The organism is Mesorhizobium sp. M0771 (genome assembly GCF_040320155.1).
Classification (GTDB): Bacteria; Pseudomonadota; Alphaproteobacteria; order Rhizobiales; family Rhizobiaceae; genus Mesorhizobium.
The window spans coordinates 115,023-132,463 of sequence record NZ_JAMYPC010000014.1 but is presented as its reverse complement, the minus strand read 5'-3'; the positions used below and the strand labels follow the sequence as shown (position 1 = coordinate 132,463).

The 17,441-nt window shown below is 61.9% G+C and carries 17 protein-coding genes; 11 read left to right on the top strand and 6 right to left on the bottom strand.

The genetic code is table 11. The features are described from left to right. Positions 1–28: 28 nt before the first annotated feature. Complete coding sequence (gene mutM, locus NKI05_RS21105) at positions 29–919, bottom strand: bifunctional DNA-formamidopyrimidine glycosylase/DNA-(apurinic or apyrimidinic site) lyase (protein WP_023681993.1); 891 nt, start codon at positions 917–919, stop codon at positions 29–31. Next, entirely contained in the window at positions 912–2,150 is a 1,239-nt protein-coding gene (locus NKI05_RS21100; RefSeq protein ID WP_023681992.1) for a phosphopentomutase, read from the bottom strand. Before NKI05_RS21100 ends, mutM begins: the two co-directional genes overlap by 8 nt. Positions 2,151–2,325: 175 nt before the next feature. Between NKI05_RS21100 and NKI05_RS21095 the strand changes: the two genes are divergently transcribed. Then, on the top strand, positions 2,326–3,279 hold the full coding sequence (locus NKI05_RS21095; protein WP_023669581.1) for a phosphate/phosphite/phosphonate ABC transporter substrate-binding protein: 954 nt from the start codon (positions 2,326–2,328) through the stop codon (positions 3,277–3,279). Positions 3,280–3,307: 28 nt separating this feature from the next. On the opposite strand, the gene NKI05_RS21090 is transcribed toward NKI05_RS21095, so the two are convergent. The 3 genes from NKI05_RS21090 to NKI05_RS21080 all read right to left on the bottom strand — a co-directional run bounded on the left by NKI05_RS21090 (position 3,308) and on the right by NKI05_RS21080 (position 5,167). Beyond that, complete coding sequence (locus NKI05_RS21090; RefSeq protein ID WP_023688725.1) at positions 3,308–3,943, bottom strand: TadE/TadG family type IV pilus assembly protein; 636 nt, start codon at positions 3,941–3,943, stop codon at positions 3,308–3,310. Positions 3,944–3,973: 30 nt separating this feature from the next. Further along, entirely contained in the window at positions 3,974–4,591 is a 618-nt protein-coding gene (locus NKI05_RS21085) for a TadE/TadG family type IV pilus assembly protein (protein ID WP_050587055.1), read from the bottom strand. A 153-nt stretch (positions 4,592–4,744) separates the two neighbouring features. Beyond that, positions 4,745–5,167, bottom strand: coding sequence for a pilus assembly protein N-terminal domain-containing protein (locus NKI05_RS21080; protein ID WP_023681988.1), 423 nt, complete (start codon positions 5,165–5,167; stop codon positions 4,745–4,747). A gap of 347 nt (positions 5,168–5,514) precedes the next feature. On the opposite strand from NKI05_RS21080, the gene NKI05_RS21075 reads away from it, so the two are divergent. From NKI05_RS21075 to NKI05_RS21035, 9 genes are all read left to right on the top strand, one after another. After that, entirely contained in the window at positions 5,515–5,703 is a 189-nt protein-coding gene (locus tag NKI05_RS21075; protein ID WP_023688723.1) for a Flp family type IVb pilin, read from the top strand. 211 nt (positions 5,704–5,914) lie between these two features. Next, complete coding sequence (locus NKI05_RS21070; protein ID WP_023688722.1) at positions 5,915–6,433, top strand: A24 family peptidase; 519 nt, start codon at positions 5,915–5,917, stop codon at positions 6,431–6,433. Between the two features lie 205 nt (positions 6,434–6,638). After that, the gene (gene cpaB, locus NKI05_RS21065) at positions 6,639–7,451 is read left to right on the top strand and encodes a Flp pilus assembly protein CpaB (RefSeq protein ID WP_023669587.1); all 813 of its coding nucleotides are present in this window, start codon (positions 6,639–6,641) and stop codon (positions 7,449–7,451) included. Further along, positions 7,448–8,959: a type II and III secretion system protein family protein gene (locus NKI05_RS21060; protein ID WP_023732428.1), complete on the top strand. Its 1,512-nt coding sequence runs from the start codon at positions 7,448–7,450 to the stop codon at positions 8,957–8,959. The genes cpaB and NKI05_RS21060 overlap by 4 nt, the downstream gene beginning before the upstream one ends. Before the next feature lie 13 nt (positions 8,960–8,972). Then, on the top strand, positions 8,973–9,710 hold the full coding sequence (locus tag NKI05_RS21055) for a CpaD family pilus assembly protein (protein WP_023692562.1): 738 nt from the start codon (positions 8,973–8,975) through the stop codon (positions 9,708–9,710). A gap of 55 nt (positions 9,711–9,765) precedes the next feature. Further along, a complete protein-coding gene (locus NKI05_RS21050) occupies positions 9,766–11,049 on the top strand; it encodes a CpaE/TadZ family protein (RefSeq protein ID WP_023692561.1) in 1,284 nt (427 codons plus the stop codon). A gap of 86 nt (positions 11,050–11,135) precedes the next feature. After that, a complete protein-coding gene (locus NKI05_RS21045) occupies positions 11,136–12,644 on the top strand; it encodes a TadA family conjugal transfer-associated ATPase (protein ID WP_023816183.1) in 1,509 nt (502 codons plus the stop codon). A gap of 155 nt (positions 12,645–12,799) precedes the next feature. Next, on the top strand, positions 12,800–13,813 hold the full coding sequence (locus NKI05_RS21040; RefSeq protein ID WP_023669592.1) for a type II secretion system F family protein: 1,014 nt from the start codon (positions 12,800–12,802) through the stop codon (positions 13,811–13,813). 40 nt (positions 13,814–13,853) lie between these two features. Beyond that, positions 13,854–14,870, top strand: a complete 1,017-nt coding sequence (locus tag NKI05_RS21035; protein ID WP_023696714.1) for a type II secretion system F family protein — start codon at positions 13,854–13,856, stop codon at positions 14,868–14,870. Between the two features lie 114 nt (positions 14,871–14,984). On the opposite strand, the gene NKI05_RS21030 is transcribed toward NKI05_RS21035, so the two are convergent. Continuing rightward, the gene (locus tag NKI05_RS21030; RefSeq protein ID WP_023669594.1) at positions 14,985–15,806 is read right to left on the bottom strand and encodes a tetratricopeptide repeat protein; all 822 of its coding nucleotides are present in this window, start codon (positions 15,804–15,806) and stop codon (positions 14,985–14,987) included. A 237-nt stretch (positions 15,807–16,043) separates the two neighbouring features. On the opposite strand from NKI05_RS21030, the gene NKI05_RS21025 reads away from it, so the two are divergent. Beyond that, positions 16,044–17,405, top strand: coding sequence for a leucyl aminopeptidase family protein (locus NKI05_RS21025; protein WP_023816184.1), 1,362 nt, complete (start codon positions 16,044–16,046; stop codon positions 17,403–17,405). The last annotated feature ends 36 nt before the right edge of the window (positions 17,406–17,441 follow it).

Here is a 17,441-nt window from a genome sequence, read left to right as displayed (position 1 = left end):
TGGTTGCGGCACTGAAGGACCGTCTAGCTTACCGCTGGCACGTCCGGCAATAAAAGGTCGAGCGGCCGCTTTGCACGATGCGCTCGATGTGGCCGCGACAGCCGGGCGTCGGACAGGGCTCGCCTTCGCGATCGTAGACCGCGAAGGAATGCTGGAAATAGCCCAGCGACCCGTCTGTGTGCACATAGTCGCGCAGCGAAGACCCGCCGGCGGCGATCGCATCGGCGATCACCGAACGGATTGCCTCGGCCAGTCGTTCGCTCTGTTCCTTGGCCTTCTTGCTGGTCCCGGCGATGGTGCCTGCCTCGCGCAATGGCGAAAGGCCGGCGCGCCACAGCGCTTCCGACACATAGATATTGCCGAGCCCGGCAATCAGCTTCTGGTCGAGCAGCGCCGCCTTCAACGGCGATCTGCGGCCCTTCAGCAGAGAGGCGAGCAGGGCGCCTTCCAGCGCATTGCCGGTCGGCTCGACGCCCAGTCCCGCGAGCATCGGATGCGCCTCGGCCAGGCCTTCCGCAAACAGCATGAAGCCGAACCGACGCGGGTCGTTGAAGACCACGCGAGACTGGACGCCGACAGGCGACACGACATGGAACACCACATGGTCGTGCTTGGCATTCCTCGAGCGCTCTTGATGGAACGTGCCGGGCGTCTCTTTCTCATCGGCGGTCTCGATGCGGAACGAGCCCGACATGCCGAGATGGCAGATCATCACCGGGCCATCGTCCAGGTGTATGGTGAGATATTTGGCGCGGCGGCCAAGCGCGATGACCGTCTTGCCGGTCAGCCGCTGCGCAAATTTCGCCGGAAACGGAAATCTGAGATCGGGCCGGCGCGCCTCGACGCGTACGATCCGCGCGCTTTCCAGAACCGGCTGCAGGCCGCGCCGGACGGTTTCGACCTCGGGCAGTTCAGGCATGGCCGCCTATCGCCGCATGGAAGGAAGCGCCGTGGCGGCCGCGCGCCAGCTTGAGGTGTTCGGCGACCGTCTCGCCGATATCGGCGAAGGTGGTCCTGAGCCCGATGTCGCCGCCCGTGAGACCCGGTGCGGTGCCGATGACCGGGACGCGTTCGCGCGTGTGGTCGGTGCCTCGCCATGTCGGATCGTTGCCATGGTCGGCGGTGAGGATGAGCAGATCGCCCGGCTTCAGCTTTGCCAGTGCCTCGGGCAGCCGGCGGTCGAAGGCTTCGAGCGCTGCAGCATAGCCGGCGACGTCGCGGCGATGGCCGAAATCGGTGTCGAAGTCGACGAAATTGGCGAACACCAGGTCGCCGTCGCCGGCATCGTCCATCGCACCCAGCGCCTTGTCGAACATTGCCATGTTGCCGGGCGCCTTGCGTACTTCCGAGATACCGCGATGGGCGAAGATGTCGCCGATCTTGCCGACCGCGATCACCCGGCTGCCGCGCCCGGTCAAGCGGTCGAGCAGCGTCGGCTCAGGCGGCGGCACGGCGTAGTCATGGCGGTTGTAGGTGCGCTCGAAGGTGGCCGATGTTTCGCCCAGGAAAGGCCGTGCGATCACCCGTCCGATCTTCAGCGGATCGACCAGCCGGCGTACCGTCTTGCAGAACTCGTAGAGCCGCTCCAGGCCGAAATGAACTTCGTGCGCTGCTATCTGCAGGACGGAATCGACCGAGGTGTAGCAGATCGGCTGGCCAGTGCGGATATGCTCCTCGCCGAAGCGCTCGATGATCTCCGTGCCGGGCGCATGGCAGTTGCCGAGAATGCCCGGCACCTTACCCTCGCGGATCATCGCTTCGGTCAGTTCGGCAGGGAAGGTGGGCACCTTATCGGGGAAATAGCCCCAGTCGAACCGCACGGGCAGCCCGGCGATTTCCCAGTGACCCGACGGCGTATCCTTGCCGCTCGAAATCTCCTGCGCGGCGCCGTGGAAAGCGGAGGCTGAAACAGCGGCTTTGCTGTCGAATTGGAAGCCGGTTGCGGTTTCTGCTGCGCGGCCGAGACCGAGCGAAACCATGGTGGGCACCTTCAGCGGTCCCTCGCGCAGGCCCTCGCGATCGGCGCGGGCTTCCGCGCAGGCCAGCGCGATATGTCCGAATGTGTTCGAGCCGGCGTCGCCATAGGGTTCGGCATCGGCGGCGCCGCCAATGCCGAAAGAATCGAGAACGAAGAGGAAAGCGCGTGCCATCGGTGCCGTCATTGCCAGTCTGGTTGACCAGACATAAGGTCCCGTCGCGGCATTGGCAAATCGTAAACCAGGCGGCAACGGCCTGACGCGATGGTCGCGAAGTCGGGCAGGCGCGCTGTACGCATCCTTGAGACATGCGATGCGCTTCAAGGAACGGCGTGCGGGGCATGGATCGATGAGACGGGCTGACCTGGGTTGGAGTGCACTGGCGACCACTGTAGCGCTGCTGGCCTCGCAGCTCGCCGCGCACGCCGACTGGCGCGACCAGATCGGCACGTTTCGGATCGGCATCGTTGCCGAGCCGGGCGCCGGCAACACGGTTCCGGGTCTGGCCATGCTGACTGACGCCTACGGCAGGGCGCTCGGCATGAAGGTGGAATTCGTCGTCGCGCATGACTATGCGGCGCTGATAGAGGCACAGGCCAATGGCCGGATTCAGTACGCGGTCTATTCGGCGACCGCCTACGCCACCGCCTCGGAGCGCTGCGGCTGCGTCGAACCTCTTGTGGCGCCGGTCGATGCCGACGGTGCCACGGGCATCCGCTCCGTGCTTTTGACGCGCGACGGCAGGCTTTCCGATCTCGCGGCCCTGGAAACGCACCGCATCGCCATGGCGCCTTCCGACAATGTCGGCGGTTCGCTTCTACCGCTCGCCGGGCTGGCGGCCGACGGCATCAAGATCAGCCAGGATGCGCCATTCCTCGCTCATGCCGGCTCGGCTGCCGCCGCAGAAGCGATGCTGGTCGATGGCCAGGCCGATGCCTTGTTCGGCTGGGAGCGGGCCACGGCGGAAAACCGGACGGCGATTGCTGGCGATCAGCCGGCTGATCCGGACGGCACGGCGGCGCGACTGGAGGCGGCGGGCATTCCAGAAGCCGCGCTCCAGATCATCTGGACCTCCGGCGTGCTCAGATACGGCCCTCACGCCGTCCGCAGCGATCTCGACCCCGAAGCCAAACGCCGACTGACCGTCTTCCTCACCAATCTCAGATCGCAGTCGCCGGAAGTCTACGATTTCGTGGAATCGAAACATTCGGGAGGGTTCACGCTCGCCGCTGCGAGTGACTATGCGATGGCCGATTCCATCGTGCGCCTGGTGTCGGGCAGCACCGACAGCGGCGCGCAATAAAGCCGGGGTCGGATGGGCCAGAGCTGCTTCAGCAATCGCTGCAGGGGATCGACGTGGTCCGGCGCGGCCTGAGATAGTAGGTTTCGCTCATCGTTATCTTGCCTTCGTTGAAAGCCGAGATAAATCCGAGCGGCTTTTCGGAGCCTTCCGACCAGGAGATGATCGGTTGGTATGCTAGAGTGGTTTTGACACGAATGAGGAAAGTCCCCGCAACATTGAGCGTCGCCGGAACGGTGGTGGAAGTTGTCGGGTTGGAGTCGCGGCCAGTCTTCCCATCCAGCACGCTCCAGGACCACGCCACCTTTGCTTGCGGTATCGGATTGTTCGGGTCGGTTCTGATGTCGATTGCCGTAATGGAGATATTGGCGACCGAGCGGTTGTAAGGCTGAAGGCTGGAGTTGCCGATCTTCATGATGTCGGTGAGATCTGCGTTGACCACCGACGTTTGCTGCGTGACGAGGTCGGCAACCATGGAGCTGATGCGGCTGACCTTCTTGCTGGCCTCGATGGCTTGCGAGGCCTCCATCGTAATGAAATACATGATCAGCAAGACAGGCACGATGAGGGCAAACTCGACGGCCGCTATGCCGCGCCGATCGGAAAAAAACCGCTCCGCTCTCTTCCAGCTAACCGACATCCCCGGATGTGCCCCCGCACGAAACATGCACTTTTCCTTTTGCTTACACGTGCAATTTCAGTTGTCGAATGGCTCGTTTTGCCACGTTGTCGTCGCGTAATGCAGAGTCTTGCCGCCATCCATATTCGACATGTATTGAGCCATGAAATCGGTCATGACCGGCCAAGGGTAAAAGACCCGCAGCATGTTCTTTGATTCTGCCGGACCTATTGTAGGGGTCCCGAAAGCCGGGTCCTTGCCTGTATCCGGATCCTTGCCCGTCAGCGTGATGGTCGAGCCGGAAATCGTGAAACCCGCACTGGCTGCCCCGGCAAAGGTCTTGAACGGGCGCAGATCCACCAGCAAACCGGGGCAACCCTTCGCGACAATGATCTCGAGTCTGGCGCAGACCAAGCCCTTCAGCTTCTCTTCCGTCACATCGGCTTGCCTCAACTGGCCAGTACGCAACTGACGGGCGATATCATCGGTGATGTTGGCCATCACCTCCTGTCCGGCAAATGAAACGCAGCTCTCGAGGATGGCGAAGACGAGAGCCGCAAACGGTAGCGCAAGCATCGCGAATTCTATCGCCGTGCTGCCGCGCCGATCACGAAGGAAACGACGGGCAAACGTCACGCGCCCTGCCTTGGCCTTGCAGATCTCGCGTTCTGAATCCTCGTCCAAAACGTCGCCCATATCCCGTTCCTGCGATCCTGATGCGGTACCGTCAGCACCACTATCAAGAACCCATTTAGCTCCGGTTTGAATGACCGTTAAATTCGACCAGGCGACATTAACCGGCCGCTAACCGACGCGGCTTTCCCGAGACAATCGAGCCAACTGAGGCGCTTACTGCCCAGCGCTCATCTCGGCTTCGGACGACTTTTCCGAGTCGCTCTTGTACGAGCTTTCGCAATAGGGCGTGCAGGACATGGTCTGTACCGAGGCGCGCCTGTAGATACGCACCGACGACGCGTCCTGGCGCACCACGGTCACCTGCTCGTCGACGATCGGGCTGCCATCGTGGTCGAGGACAACCAGATTGGTGACGCCGAACCCCTTGCCAGTCAGTACGATCGTCGATGCATCCTGGACGGAGGCGTCGGCAATCGCCGGATTGCCGACGACTATGGTGTCGGCGGGGCGTGTCAGTTTGACGATCTTGGCCTGATTCATCGTCACTTCGATGCCGGCTCCGGCCTTGGCCGGCAGCACAAAAGCCGGGACGGCGAGAAGCGCGACAAGCAGGAATGACGATTTCATGGCAGTCATCAAGGCGCTCCACAGCGGCAAAACTTGTTCAAAGAAACATGAAGGAGATTGGTGAACCAACGGTTAAACCCTTGACCGGCGCCGGGGTATTCGCACCAATCCTGCTGCCAGCTAATGTAACAATGCATCCTGCCGATAGCCGTGAAATTACAGCTCTTCACGGGCAGGCGAGCTACTGTCCAGCGTTTAGTTTACGGTTAACCACGCAAGCTGTTCGAAGCGGGAAAGGAATCGGTAAGGCTGTTTATTAAGCCGATTGAAAGAGCTTCTCCGTAGATTGGCAGCATCCGATCAACCACCACAGAAGTTGACGGAAGTGCTGTAACACGTGGAGTAGGAGCTCTCGAATGTCTAATCTCATCGCACGTTTCGCGAAGGACGAATCCGGCGCGACCGCTATCGAATACGGTCTGATCGCCGCTCTCATCGCGCTTGCCATCATGGTTGGCGCTGGTCAGCTCGGCAATGCCCTGAACGCCAAGTTCACGACCATCGCGGATTGCGTGAAGGATCCGACGAACGCTGCTTGTAAGTAATGATCTAGCATCCCGTTTCGACGGGTAGACTGGAAGGGCCGCCTCGCTGGCGGCCCTTTTGTCTTTTGAAGATCGTTTGGCTTTGGTCTTGCTGCGCCGCTTAGCGCGCTGACATTTCTCGGGATTTGACCCGGATGAGCAGAACTCACCAATCCTTAACCCAAGCCGCCTAACCTGCAGCCATCGTTGCCTTTCCAACCATGAGAGACCGATGCTCAACGCACTGATCTTCGTTGTCTTTCCGTTTTGCATGCTTTTTGCGGCGATCTCCGACGCGCTGTCGATGACAATCTCCAATCGGGTGCCGGTGCTGCTTGTGGCCGTCTTTGCCGTGGTTGCGCCACTGACGGGTATGGACTGGGCAACTTATGGCTGGCATTTCGCCGCCGGCGGCCTGGTGCTGGCCGTGACTTTCGGTCTGTTTGCGCTCGGCGGCATGGGCGGCGGCGATGCCAAGCTTTTGGCAGCCACGTCCATCTGGATGGGGCTCAACATTCACCTTGTCAATTACCTCGTGGCTTCGACGTTCATCGGTGGCCTGCTGACGCTCGCCATTCTCCTCTATCGGAAATCGCCGCTGGCGACCTACACCAGTCACAATCCGGTCCTGCGCCATTTCGCCGACGAGATGAATGGCGTTCCCTATGGCATCGCACTCGGCATTGGCGGGCTGCTGACCTATCCGGATTCGCCCTTGATGGAATGGGCATTGGCAAGGTTGGCGACCTGATGTAGCGAACCTCCTCTGCCCTTCCGGCATCGATCCTGAAAAGAGGCGGCTTGGCCGCCTTTTTCATTTGTCGGAGCATGGTCGTGTAATTATGTAAACCTTGAATTAATCACGATCGTAAGCATTATATTAACCTTGTTTTGACGATTGCCGCTGCAAAGTCCGGCCTGGCTAGGTGGTTGCCTAAAGGCGAGGGTTCGGACAGATGCCAGCATCCCGACTGATCATTCTGGGCGTGGCGGTGGCCGCGGCGGGTGGTGCAGGTTATGTTGCCAAGAATATGGTGGCGGTCCCGCCCCAGCAGGTCGTCGTCGATGCCCCGCAGGCGCCGGCCATCGCCTTGCAGGATGTGCTCGTGCTTTCCGGCGACGTGCCGATGGGAAGCCCGCTTGAGAACAATCTCAGCTGGGAGTCCTGGCCGTCCGATGGCATCAATGCGAATTTCATCACCCGTGCCGCCGAACCCGAAGCGCGGGAGAAGCTGAAGGGCTCCGTCGCCCGCATGGCGATGTACACCGGTGAGCCGTTGCGGCGCTCCAAGCTGATCGGCGAGGGGCAGAGCTTCATGTCTTCGATCCTGCCCACCGGCATGCGTGCCGTCGCCACCGCGATCTCGGCCGACACGTCGGCAGGCGGCTTTATACTGCCTAACGATTTTGTCGACGTCATCATGACCCGCAGATCCGACACCGGCAACGGCGGTAGCGGATTCACCACCGAGACCATCCTCAAGAACATCCGCGTCCTGGCGATCGATCAGACCATCCAGGAGGACGAGGAAGGCAAGAAGACCAGGGTCGGACAGACGGCGACGCTGGAGCTGACGCCGCAGCAGGCCGAGATCATCACCGTCGCCCAGCAGATGGCCGATCGCCTGACGCTGGCGCTGCGCTCGATCACCGACAACAAGGAAAAGGGTACCGATGAAGCCGACTACCTCGTTTCCGGCAATGGGCGGCGCGGAACGGTGCGGTTGATCAAATCGGGCGAAGTTTCCGAAGTAGGGGCAAGGAAATGAGGTTAGTCGCTAGACTGCCGGTCACCACGGCTGCGGCCATCGGCCTGCTTTTTCTCGGAGCCCATGCAAGTGGCCTTGTCGACGCCAAGGCCGCCGGAAAGAGCGTCGGGGTCACGGCGTCGTCGGCCACGCAACGTGTCAAGCTTGGCCTCAACAAATCGGTGGTCATCGATCTGCCGAGCGACGCCTACGACATCCTGGTCGCCAACCCCGCGGTCGCCGATGCGGTGACCCGCACCGCAAGGCGGATCTATCTGTTCGGCAAGTCGGTGGGCGAAACCAACATCTTCGTCTTCGGTCCCAATGGCGAGCAGATCGCCAGCCTGGATCTGGCCGTCGAACGCGACGTCGCCGGATTGGAAGATTATCTCAAGCGCTTCCTTCCGAATGCCGAGATCAAGGTCGAGTTGCTGAACGACAACGTCGTCCTGACCGGGACGGTGGACACGCCGCTCGATGCCAAGCGCGCCGTCGATCTGGCAACCATCTTCGTGTCCGGCGGTGAAGCGACGACCGGTCAGTATTCGCAGACCGCGGCAGGCGGCAATGCCAATGGCGGCGTCGACATCAACAATCCGGATGCCGAACGCCGGGTCTCGAAGATCGTCAACCTGCTGCAGATCATCGGCGACGACCAGGTGACGCTGAAGGTGACCGTGGCCGAAGTCAGCCGCTCGGTGATGAAGCAGCTCGGCGTCAACATGGTTGGCAAAGGCAGCTCCAACGGCATCAGCTTCAATGCGACCAGTGACACCTTCCCCGGCCTAGGCAAGCCGTTGTCGAGTTCGGGGGTCAATTTTGCCACCTCTGCTCTGCAGGGCTACATCACTGCGATGGAGCAGTCCGGCGTCATGAAAACGCTGGCCGAGCCTACTTTGACGGCCGTCTCCGGCGAGAAGGCGACCTTCAAGGTCGGCGGCGAGTACAATATGGTCAGCGCCGTTACAAATGCCAAGTCGGATGCCAATCAGAATGCCGACAGGGTTTGGACGGCTCAGAAAATCGAATACGGCATCGGCCTGGAATTTCAGCCTGTGGTGCTGTCGCCCGGTCGCATCAGCCTGAAGGTCAGGACGTCGGTTTCCGAACCGACCACCGAAGGCGCGGTCTCTTTCGGAGACACCAACGTCATATCGCTGCGCAAACGTTTGGCCGACACGACCGTGGAACTGCCTTCGGGTGGATCGATGATGATAGCCGGCCTCGTCCGCGACGACGTCAGGCAGGCGGTAAACGGCTTGCCCGGACTGACCAAGATCCCGGTGCTCGGCACGCTGTTCCGCAGCCGCGATTTCGTCCGCAACGAAAGCGAGTTGGTCATCATCATCACGCCTTATCTGGCGCGGCCGGTGGCGCGCAACGACCTGGCCAAGCCGGATGACAATTTCAACGCCGCCGGCGATGGCCCGGCCATGTTCCTTGGCCGCGTCAACCGCGTCTACGGCACCATGCAGACAGACAAGCCCAACGGCCGCTACCACGGCGTTGTCGGCTTCATCTACAAGTAAGCGGGGAGCGGACATGTCTCAGTCAGCATCGAAGGCCATACCGGTCGCCACGACAGTGCGGTCCGGTGGTGCGCGGATCAGCCGATCGGCAATGCCGATCCTGGCGATCGCGATCGCGGCCTCGCTCGCCGGTTGTGCCAAGCGCGACAGCATCACGGTCGGGGCGATTCCCGATGATTATCGCACCACGCATCCGATCGTGATTGCCGAGAAGAACCAGAAGCTGGACCTCCCGGTCGGCGCCGGCGATCGCGGCATGACCGGCTCGCAGCGCGACACGCTTCTGGGCTTCCTTGACGGCTACGACAGGAGCGCTGCCCCGGCGCTGACGATCGCAACCCCGATCGGCTCGGCCAATGAGGTGGCGGCGACTGCCGCGGCGCGCGATTTCGCCAGGCTGGCGGTTGCCAGCGGCATCAAGCGAAACCGGATCGTGGTGACCTCCTACCAGTCGGTTTCCCCGGAAGCCTCGGCGCCTATCCGCGTTTCCTATATTTCGGTGAGAGCCCAGACCGACAAATGCGGGCGCTGGCCCGAAGACATCCTCGCAACCTCCGAAAACAAGCACTACGCCGATTACGGCTGCTCCTCTCAAAACAACCTCGCTGCGCAACTCGCCAATCCGGCCGATCTGCTCGGGCCAAGAAAGTCGTCCGATATCGACGCCGAGAACCGCGGCGCGGTGATCGACGTCTATCGCGGCAGAGGTATTTCGGACGAGTTCCTCGGCAGTTCGGAAGTGACGTATTAGGAGCGCCGGTCCCGCGTAGAGACCGGAAAGAGAAGTCACGGAAAAGAGCATGACGATGAGCAATCTTGCCTACGACACGCCCGGAGACGGCGGCGACAGCTCCCAATCGGATGTTGCAGCGATGCAGGCGCTGCGGCCGGTGCCGCGTATTTCTATCCAGGCATTTTGCGAGACGGAAGGTGTCGCGCATCCGGTGGAGCGGGCCGGCGAGGATCGCCGCATGGCCAAGGCGCATCTGAAAGTGCATATGGGCGGCATCGCCACGGCGATCGAATTCTATCAATCGGCGCCGACGCCGAACCTCATCCTGCTGGAATCGCGCAGCGAACCGAAGCAATTGCTGGAGCAGCTTGCCCAGCTTTCAGAATATTGCGATCCCTCCTCCAAAGTCGTGGTGATCGGCCACTACAACGATGTCGGTCTCTACCGCGAACTCATTCGCTTCGGTATTTCCGAATATGTCATCGCACCGGTGTCGATGGCCGATATCGTCTCCGTGGTGTCATCGATCTTCGTCGATCCGGAAGCCGAGCCGATCGGCCGCTCGATCGCCTTCATCGGCGCCAAGGGCGGCGTCGGCTCCTCGACCATCGCCCACAATGTAGCGTGGGCGATGTCATCGCTGTTCAAGTCGGAAGTGGTCGTCGCCGATCTCGACCTGGCTTTCGGGACGGCCAACATAAATTTCGACCAGGACCCTGCGCAAGGCATCGCCGAAGCCGTATTTTCGCCCGAACGCGTCGACGAGGTCTATCTCGACCGTCTGCTTGCCCAGTGCGCCGAACATCTGTCGCTGCTCGCCGCGCCCTCCACACTGGAACGTGTCTATGATTTCGATCCCGATGCCTTCACGCAACTCATCGATACCGCCCAGCGCAGCGTGCCGCTGCTGGTGCTCGACGTCCCCCATATCTGGACGGGCTGGACCAAGAACACACTGATCAAGGCCGACGAGATCGTCATCACGGCGACGCCGGAACTGGCCAATCTGCGAAACACCAAGAACCTGGTCGATATGCTGACGAGGCTTCGCCCGAACGATCCGCCGCCGAAGCTGATCATCAACCAGGCCGGCGTGCCGAAACGGCCCGAGATTTCCGCTTCCGACTTCGCCGAGCCGCTCAGCCTCACGCCGATGTCGGTCATCGCCTTCGACCCGTTGTTGTTTGGAAATGCCGCCAACAACGGCCGCATGCTGGGCGAGATGGATGCCAGGAGCCCGGTCGTCGGCATGATCAACGAAATCGCGCATGTCCTGACCGGTCGCAGCGAAATCAAGGCCAGGAAGAAGGCAGGCCTTGGCGGCCTGCTCGGCAAGCTCTCGCGTAACAAGAAATGACGCTCCCCTCCAAATCAAGAAGTAGAGCATGATGTCGTTCGAAAACCGCTTCGGCATCATGTTCTGGACGGAATTGGTAGTCGATCATGTTTGGTAAAAGAGGCTCCGACGAAGGCGGCCGGTTCACCCCGGAGTTCCGTCAGCCAGCACCGGCGCCAGCGGCGCCGGCCACTGCAACGCCTGCGGACATGGCGGTACTTGCCCGGCCCGCGGCAGCGCCGCCTGGAGCGCCGGGAACCCCGCCAACTCGCCGTGCCGTTGAGGCGCCGTCGATGGCGCCGGAGCCGCCAAAAAAGATCCAGCGCGAAAAAAGTGAAACCTACTACGACACCAAGAGCCAGGTCTTCTCCGCGCTCATCGACACCATTGACCTGTCGCAACTCGCCAAGCTCGACCCTGAGAGCGCGCGCGAGGAAATCCGGGACATCGTCAACGACATCATCGCCATCAAAAATTTCGCAATGTCGATCGCCGAGCAGGAAGAGTTGCTCGAGGACATCTGCAACGATGTGCTGGGCTACGGCCCGCTGGAGCCGCTGCTCGCCCGCGACGATATCGCCGACATCATGGTCAACGGCTCCAAGAACGTCTACATCGAAGTCAACGGCAAGGTCGAACAGACCGGCATCCGCTTCCGCGACAATCAGCAACTGCTCAACATCTGCCAGCGTATCGTCAGCCAGGTTGGCCGCCGCGTCGACGAATCGAGCCCGATCTGCGACGCCCGCCTACCCGACGGCTCCCGCGTCAACGTCATCGCCCCGCCGCTCTCCATCGACGGCACCGCGCTCACCATCCGCAAGTTCAAGAAGGACAAGCTGACGCTCGATCAGCTGGTCAAGTTCGGCGCCATCTCGCCGCAGGGCGCCGAGATCCTCAAGATCATCGGCCGCGTCCGCTGCAACATCGTCATCTCCGGCGGTACCGGCTCCGGCAAGACGACGCTGCTCAACTGCCTGACCAACTATATCGACCGCGAGGAACGCGTCATCACCTGCGAAGACTCGGCCGAACTGCAACTGCAGCAGCCGCACGTGGTGCGTCTCGAAACCCGCCCGCCCAATCTCGAGGGCGAAGGCGAGGTGACCATGCGCGACCTGGTCAAGAACTGCCTGCGCATGCGGCCCGAACGCATCATCGTCGGCGAAGTGCGCGGACCGGAGGTTTTCGACCTGCTGCAGGCGATGAACACCGGCCATGACGGGTCGATGGGAACGATCCACTCCAACAGCCCGCGCGAATGCCTGAACCGTATCGAATCGATGATCGCCATGGGCGGCTATTCGCTGCCGCAGAAGACCGTGCGTGAAATCGTCGTCGGCTCCATCGATGTCATCATCCAGGCAGCACGCCTTCGCGACGGCTCGCGCCGCATCACCCACATCACCGAGGTGATCGGCATGGAAGGCGACGTCATCATCACGCAGGATATCGTGCTCTACAACATCAAGGGCGAGGACTCGAATGGAAGGCTGCTTGGCGAGCACGTGTCGACCGGCATCGGCCGTCCGCATTTCTGGGATCGCGCCCGCTACTATGGCGAGGAACAGCGCCTCGCCAATGCGCTGGAATCGATGGAGAAACGCGCTGACTGACGCATATCGAGGTTGGAAGCAATTCCAGAAAAAGTGTGAAGCGGTTTTCCCGGGAAAAGCGCGTAGTGCTTTCCCTTGGGAATTGCGTCAAAACAAAGCGATAGCGCATATCGCCGTTTCCTTGAAACGGCGATATGCGCTGGGGACCGAGGTCGATGTTCGGAATTGACACCACCGTACTGGCGTTCATCGTGCTCGCCGGCTTCAGCGCCGGTGCGGTCGCCTATGCCTTCCTGTTCACCAAGATGAGCAACGAGAAGCAGGCCGGCAAGCGGCTCGAGACGATCAAGGCCGCCGAGACCGATCGTTCGGTCGTCAAGGCTTCGCGCGACCGTGTCGCGGAGGCGGTCAAGCGGCGTAAATCTGTCCAGGACACGCTGAAACAGCTCGACGAAAAGCAGAAAACCAACGAACTCGCCGTCAAGAAGCCGCCGTTAAAGGCCCAGATTCGTCAGGCCGGCATGCAGGTCTCGATCGAGCGTTTCTATATCTACTCCGTCATTTGCGGCATCGCGCTGACGGTGCTTGCCTATCTCGCCGGCGCGCCGCTTCTGGTCCTGCCGGGCGCGCTGCTGGCGGGGGCGCTCGGCCTGCCGCGCTGGTTCGTCTCGTTTCGCCGCGCGCGCCGGGTCAAGGCGTTCCTCAACGAATTTCCCAACGCCCTCGACATCATCGTGCGCGCCGTCAAATCCGGCCTGCCGCTCAACGACGCCATTCGCCTGATCGCCAGTGAATCGCCGGAGCCGGTCAAGACCGAGTTCCGCCGGATCGTCGATTCACAGCAGATTGGCATGTCCATCCCCGATGCCACCTTGCGCATGGCTGAAACCATGCCGTGCAGCGAGGCAAGCTTCTTCGGCATCGTTATTCAGATCCAGTCACAGGCCGGCGGTAATCTCTCCGAGGCGCTTGGCAACCTGTCGCGCGTGCTTCGCGATCGCAAGAAGATGAAGGCCAAGGTCCAGGCGCTTTCCATGGAAGCCAAGGCGTCGGCCGTCATCATCGGCGCGCTGCCTTTTGTCGTCGCCCTTCTCGTCTATCTGTCGAGCCCGAACTACATCATGCCGCTGTTCACCACCAGCACCGGCAATCTGATCCTCGGCTGTTCCGGCGTCTGGATGTCGATCGGCATTCTGGTGATGCGCAAGATGATGAACTTTGAAGTTTAGGCCGACCTTGGAAAGCTCGAAACGAAAAGACTGAAAACGAATGACCGACCAAGTCGTAAAATCGCTGACCGATCCTGCCTTCCTGATAGCGTTGCTGGTTGGCATTGCGGTGTTCGCGACCGTCTTCACGGTGCTGCCGGCCCTTGGTGGCAATCAGCTCAAGACTCGCATGAGATCGGTGGCGCTGGAGCGTGACGAATTGCGCGCCAAGCAGCGCGCGCGGCTTGCCAATGAAGCCGATCGTCGCCGCAAGGGGCTGCGCGAAGAGCAGTCGATCGGCATGCGCAACATCGTCGACAGGCTGGACCTGCGGCGTGCGTTGGCCGATGAAGGCACGTTGCAGAAGCTCAAGGTGGCGGGCTTTCGTGGCCAGAACCCGCTGACCCGCTTCCTGTTCTTCCGCCTGATCCTGCCTTTTGTCGGTTTCGCGCTGGCAGCGATCTATCTGTTCGTGCTCGGCGGACTGCCTGACCGGCCGGCCTTCGTGAAACTGTTCGTCTGCATCCTTGTCGCCTACGCCGGTTTCTACGCGCCGATCCTTTACGTCAACAATCGTGCCGCCAAGCGCAAGCAGTCGATCCAGGCGGCGTGGCCGGATGCGCTCGACCTGATGCTGATCTGCGTCGAATCGGGCATGTCGGTCGAGGCCGCCTTGCGCAAGGTCTCCGAGGAGATCGGTTCGCAGTCGGTGGCGCTGGCGGAGGAATTCGTGCTGACCAACGCCGAACTCTCTTATCTGCAGGAGCGCAAGCAGGCTTATGAAAACCTCTCGGCTCGTACCGGCCTGGAGTCGGTGAAGTCAGTGTCCCAGGCGCTGGTCCAGGCCGAACGCTACGGCACACCCGTGGCGCACGCATTGCGCGTGCTGGCCTCGGAAAGCCGTGACATGCGCATGAATGCCGCCGAGAAGAAGGCCGCCGCCCTGCCGCCGAAGCTTACCGTGCCGATGATCCTGTTCTTCCTGCCGGTTTTGTTCGCCATCATTCTAGGCCCAGCCGGCATTCAGGTCAGTCAGCGCGGCATCTTCGGCGACCAGCACAATTCCTCAAGCCAGTAGGCCTCGGTTGCAGCCGTACAAAAGAGCCGCACTGCCAATGCAGTGCGGCTCTTGGTTTTCAGCGTTGATGCGTGGACGGATTTGCGCTGTGCGGAGCCGGCGCCCATGCGGCGCTCAGTTGGTCGCCGGCTTTGCCTTGTCCTGATCCTTGAGCTGACTCCAGGCGTTCTGCTGGGCAAGCATCTGGCGAAGATAGGCTACATTGGCTTGCGCCTGTTCGGGTGAAAGCTCCTGCGACGCGATCTTCTCGGCCTCGTCGAAGCGGCCCTGCAGTCCCACGACCAGCGCAAGGTTCTGGCGCACCCGGCTGTCGGCATTCGGTTGCTGGGCTGCCGAGCGCATATAGGTCTCGGCGGTGCGCAGATCGCCTTCCAGCACATAGGACATACCGAGATTGGAAAGGATCGAGGGTTCGTTCGGCTTTAGGTCCAGCGCCTTGCGGTAGTTCTGGCGCGCTTCATCCTTCTGGCCAAGCTGGTCGAGAATGGCGGCCTCGGCCGACATCAGCCGCCAGTCCGGATATTCCGGCGTCTGCGCCCGGCGCACGGCGTCGAGCGCCGGCTCGAACTGGCCGTTGGCGGCCAGCGCCTTGCCGTAGGCGGCAAGCACGTCGCGATCCTTGGGGTAGGCGATCGCCAGCTTGCGCATCACGGCAAGCGACTGGTCGGCATCGCCGTCCATCTGGAGCGCCGCCGCAAAATTTGTCGCCAGCCGCTTGTCGTTGGGGTTCTTTGCGTAGGATTCGCCCAGCCGCCCGGTCGCCCCGTGCAACTCGCTGGCCGACATGGTTTCCAGCGGTTTGCCGCTGGTGCGCCCGATCGAGCCGGTCGTGAGCTTGCTGGTTCCGCACCCGGCAACACCGGCCGCCAGCGCCATCAGCAGTGCCGTGGTGACCAACCGTTTGCCCGTGACGTTCATCCTGCGGTTGGTGGGCATCGGCACGGGGCTCTCCATTCCTGCGCGTGGCCATTCACGTGGCCATCTTCATCCCCGCAGAAATATTCTGTTAACCCTAACGGACAGTTAAAAAGTGAGCCGTCGGATCGGTGAACGGCCCGCCGGAAGCCTTTGGCCTAGCAGTCCCATGCCGGCCCCTGTGCATAGATGTTGAAATCATCCGACGTCCCTGTCACTTGACTGAGGACGACCTGCAAGCCTCCCGGAGACCATCGAATGCCCGTCGAACTCATCGAGACACTAAACACTGCCCTGCCGGTCCATCTGGTCGCGAGCGATGGACTGGAGGCCTTGGGGCTTTCGCCTTCCATGACCGCATGGGCGGCCGCCAACGGCTTTTCCGGCGAAGCCGGTAGGACGCTCGCCGTTCCCGGCGACAACGGTTCCCTTGCCGGCGCCTTGTTCGGCGTCGGTGATGGCGAGGGCGCGCTGGCCGTCGGCATGCTGGCGAGAGCCTTGCCGGAAGGCGACTGGCATTTTGCCGCCGCTCCAGCCGAGCCGGAACTCGCGGCCATAGCCTTGGTGCTCGGCGGTTACGTCTTCACTCGCTACGGAAAGAAATCAGGCAAGACGCTGCGTTTTGCGCTGCCGCTCGGCGTAGATGCAGGACGCGTCCGGCGCATCGCCGACGGCGTCTTCCTGGCGCGCGACCTCGTCAACACGCCGACCAGCGACATGGGACCGGACGAGTTGGAGAAGGCCGTGCGGACCCTGGCGGCCACTCACAAGGCCGAGGTGTCGGTGATCAAGGGGGATGATCTCCTGAAGCAGAATTTCCCGATGATCCATGCGGTCGGCCGGGCCTCGGTCGGAGCGCCGCGACTGATCGACATGGTTTGGGGACCGGAAGGCGCGCCGAAGGTGACGCTGGTCGGCAAGGGTGTCTGTTTCGACACTGGCGGCCTCGACATCAAACCGTCGTCGGGCATGCTCTTGATGAAGAAGGATATGGGCGGCGCCGCCAATGTGCTGGGCCTGGCCTCGATGATCATGGCTGCCGGGCTGAAGATCCGGCTGCGCGTCCTGATCCCGGCGGTCGAGAATTCGATTGCCGGCAACGCTTTCCGGCCTGGAGATGTACTGACCAGCCGCAAGGGCATTACCGTCGAGATCGGCAACACCGACGCCGAAGGGCGGCTGGTGCTGGCCGATGCGCTGGCGCTGGCCGATGACGAGGAGCCGGAACTGCTGATCGACATGGCGACGCTGACCGGGGCAGCGCGTGTCGCGCTCGGTCCCGATCTGCCGCCTTTCTACACTGGCGACGAAGCGCTGGCGTCCGAACTGGCTGCGGCCTCGGTGGCCGTCGAGGATCCGTTGTGGCGCATGCCGTTGTGGCGGCCCTATGACGCCAGGCTGGCGTCGAAGATCGCCGACATCAACAACGTCACCACGGACGGTCTCGCCGGCTCGGTCACCGCGGCGCTGTTCCTCAAGCGCTTTGTCGAACGGACAACGGGCTGGGCGCATTTCGACATCTTCGCCTGGAACCCGTCCGATCGCCCCTATGGACCCGCCGGCGGCGAGGCGCAAGGCATCCGTGCACTGGAGCGGGTCATTTCGAGGCGCTATGCCTAGGGTCGTGAGCAAAGCACACTGCCTCTAAACTGAAAC

Coding starts and splice junctions, on each gene's coding strand:
- NKI05_RS21045 (WP_023816183.1), top strand. CDS start 11,136: ATGTTTGGTAAAAGAGGCTCCGACGAAGGCGGCCGGTTCACCCCGGAG.
- NKI05_RS21055 (WP_023692562.1), top strand. CDS start 8,973: ATGTCTCAGTCAGCATCGAAGGCCATACCGGTCGCCACGACAGTGCGG.
- NKI05_RS21085 (WP_050587055.1), bottom strand. CDS start 4,591: ATGGGCGACGTTTTGGACGAGGATTCAGAACGCGAGATCTGCAAGGCC.
- NKI05_RS21025 (WP_023816184.1), top strand. CDS start 16,044: ATGCCCGTCGAACTCATCGAGACACTAAACACTGCCCTGCCGGTCCAT.
- NKI05_RS21070 (WP_023688722.1), top strand. CDS start 5,915: ATGCTCAACGCACTGATCTTCGTTGTCTTTCCGTTTTGCATGCTTTTT.
- NKI05_RS21075 (WP_023688723.1), top strand. CDS start 5,515: ATGTCTAATCTCATCGCACGTTTCGCGAAGGACGAATCCGGCGCGACC.
- mutM (WP_023681993.1), bottom strand. CDS start 919: ATGCCTGAACTGCCCGAGGTCGAAACCGTCCGGCGCGGCCTGCAGCCG.
- NKI05_RS21095 (WP_023669581.1), top strand. CDS start 2,326: ATGAGACGGGCTGACCTGGGTTGGAGTGCACTGGCGACCACTGTAGCG.
- NKI05_RS21090 (WP_023688725.1), bottom strand. CDS start 3,943: ATGTTTCGTGCGGGGGCACATCCGGGGATGTCGGTTAGCTGGAAGAGA.
- NKI05_RS21050 (WP_023692561.1), top strand. CDS start 9,766: ATGAGCAATCTTGCCTACGACACGCCCGGAGACGGCGGCGACAGCTCC.
- cpaB (WP_023669587.1), top strand. CDS start 6,639: ATGCCAGCATCCCGACTGATCATTCTGGGCGTGGCGGTGGCCGCGGCG.
- NKI05_RS21030 (WP_023669594.1), bottom strand. CDS start 15,806: ATGCCCACCAACCGCAGGATGAACGTCACGGGCAAACGGTTGGTCACC.
- NKI05_RS21035 (WP_023696714.1), top strand. CDS start 13,854: ATGACCGACCAAGTCGTAAAATCGCTGACCGATCCTGCCTTCCTGATA.
- NKI05_RS21080 (WP_023681988.1), bottom strand. CDS start 5,167: ATGACTGCCATGAAATCGTCATTCCTGCTTGTCGCGCTTCTCGCCGTC.
- NKI05_RS21040 (WP_023669592.1), top strand. CDS start 12,800: ATGTTCGGAATTGACACCACCGTACTGGCGTTCATCGTGCTCGCCGGC.
- NKI05_RS21060 (WP_023732428.1), top strand. CDS start 7,448: ATGAGGTTAGTCGCTAGACTGCCGGTCACCACGGCTGCGGCCATCGGC.
- NKI05_RS21100 (WP_023681992.1), bottom strand. CDS start 2,150: ATGGCACGCGCTTTCCTCTTCGTTCTCGATTCTTTCGGCATTGGCGGC.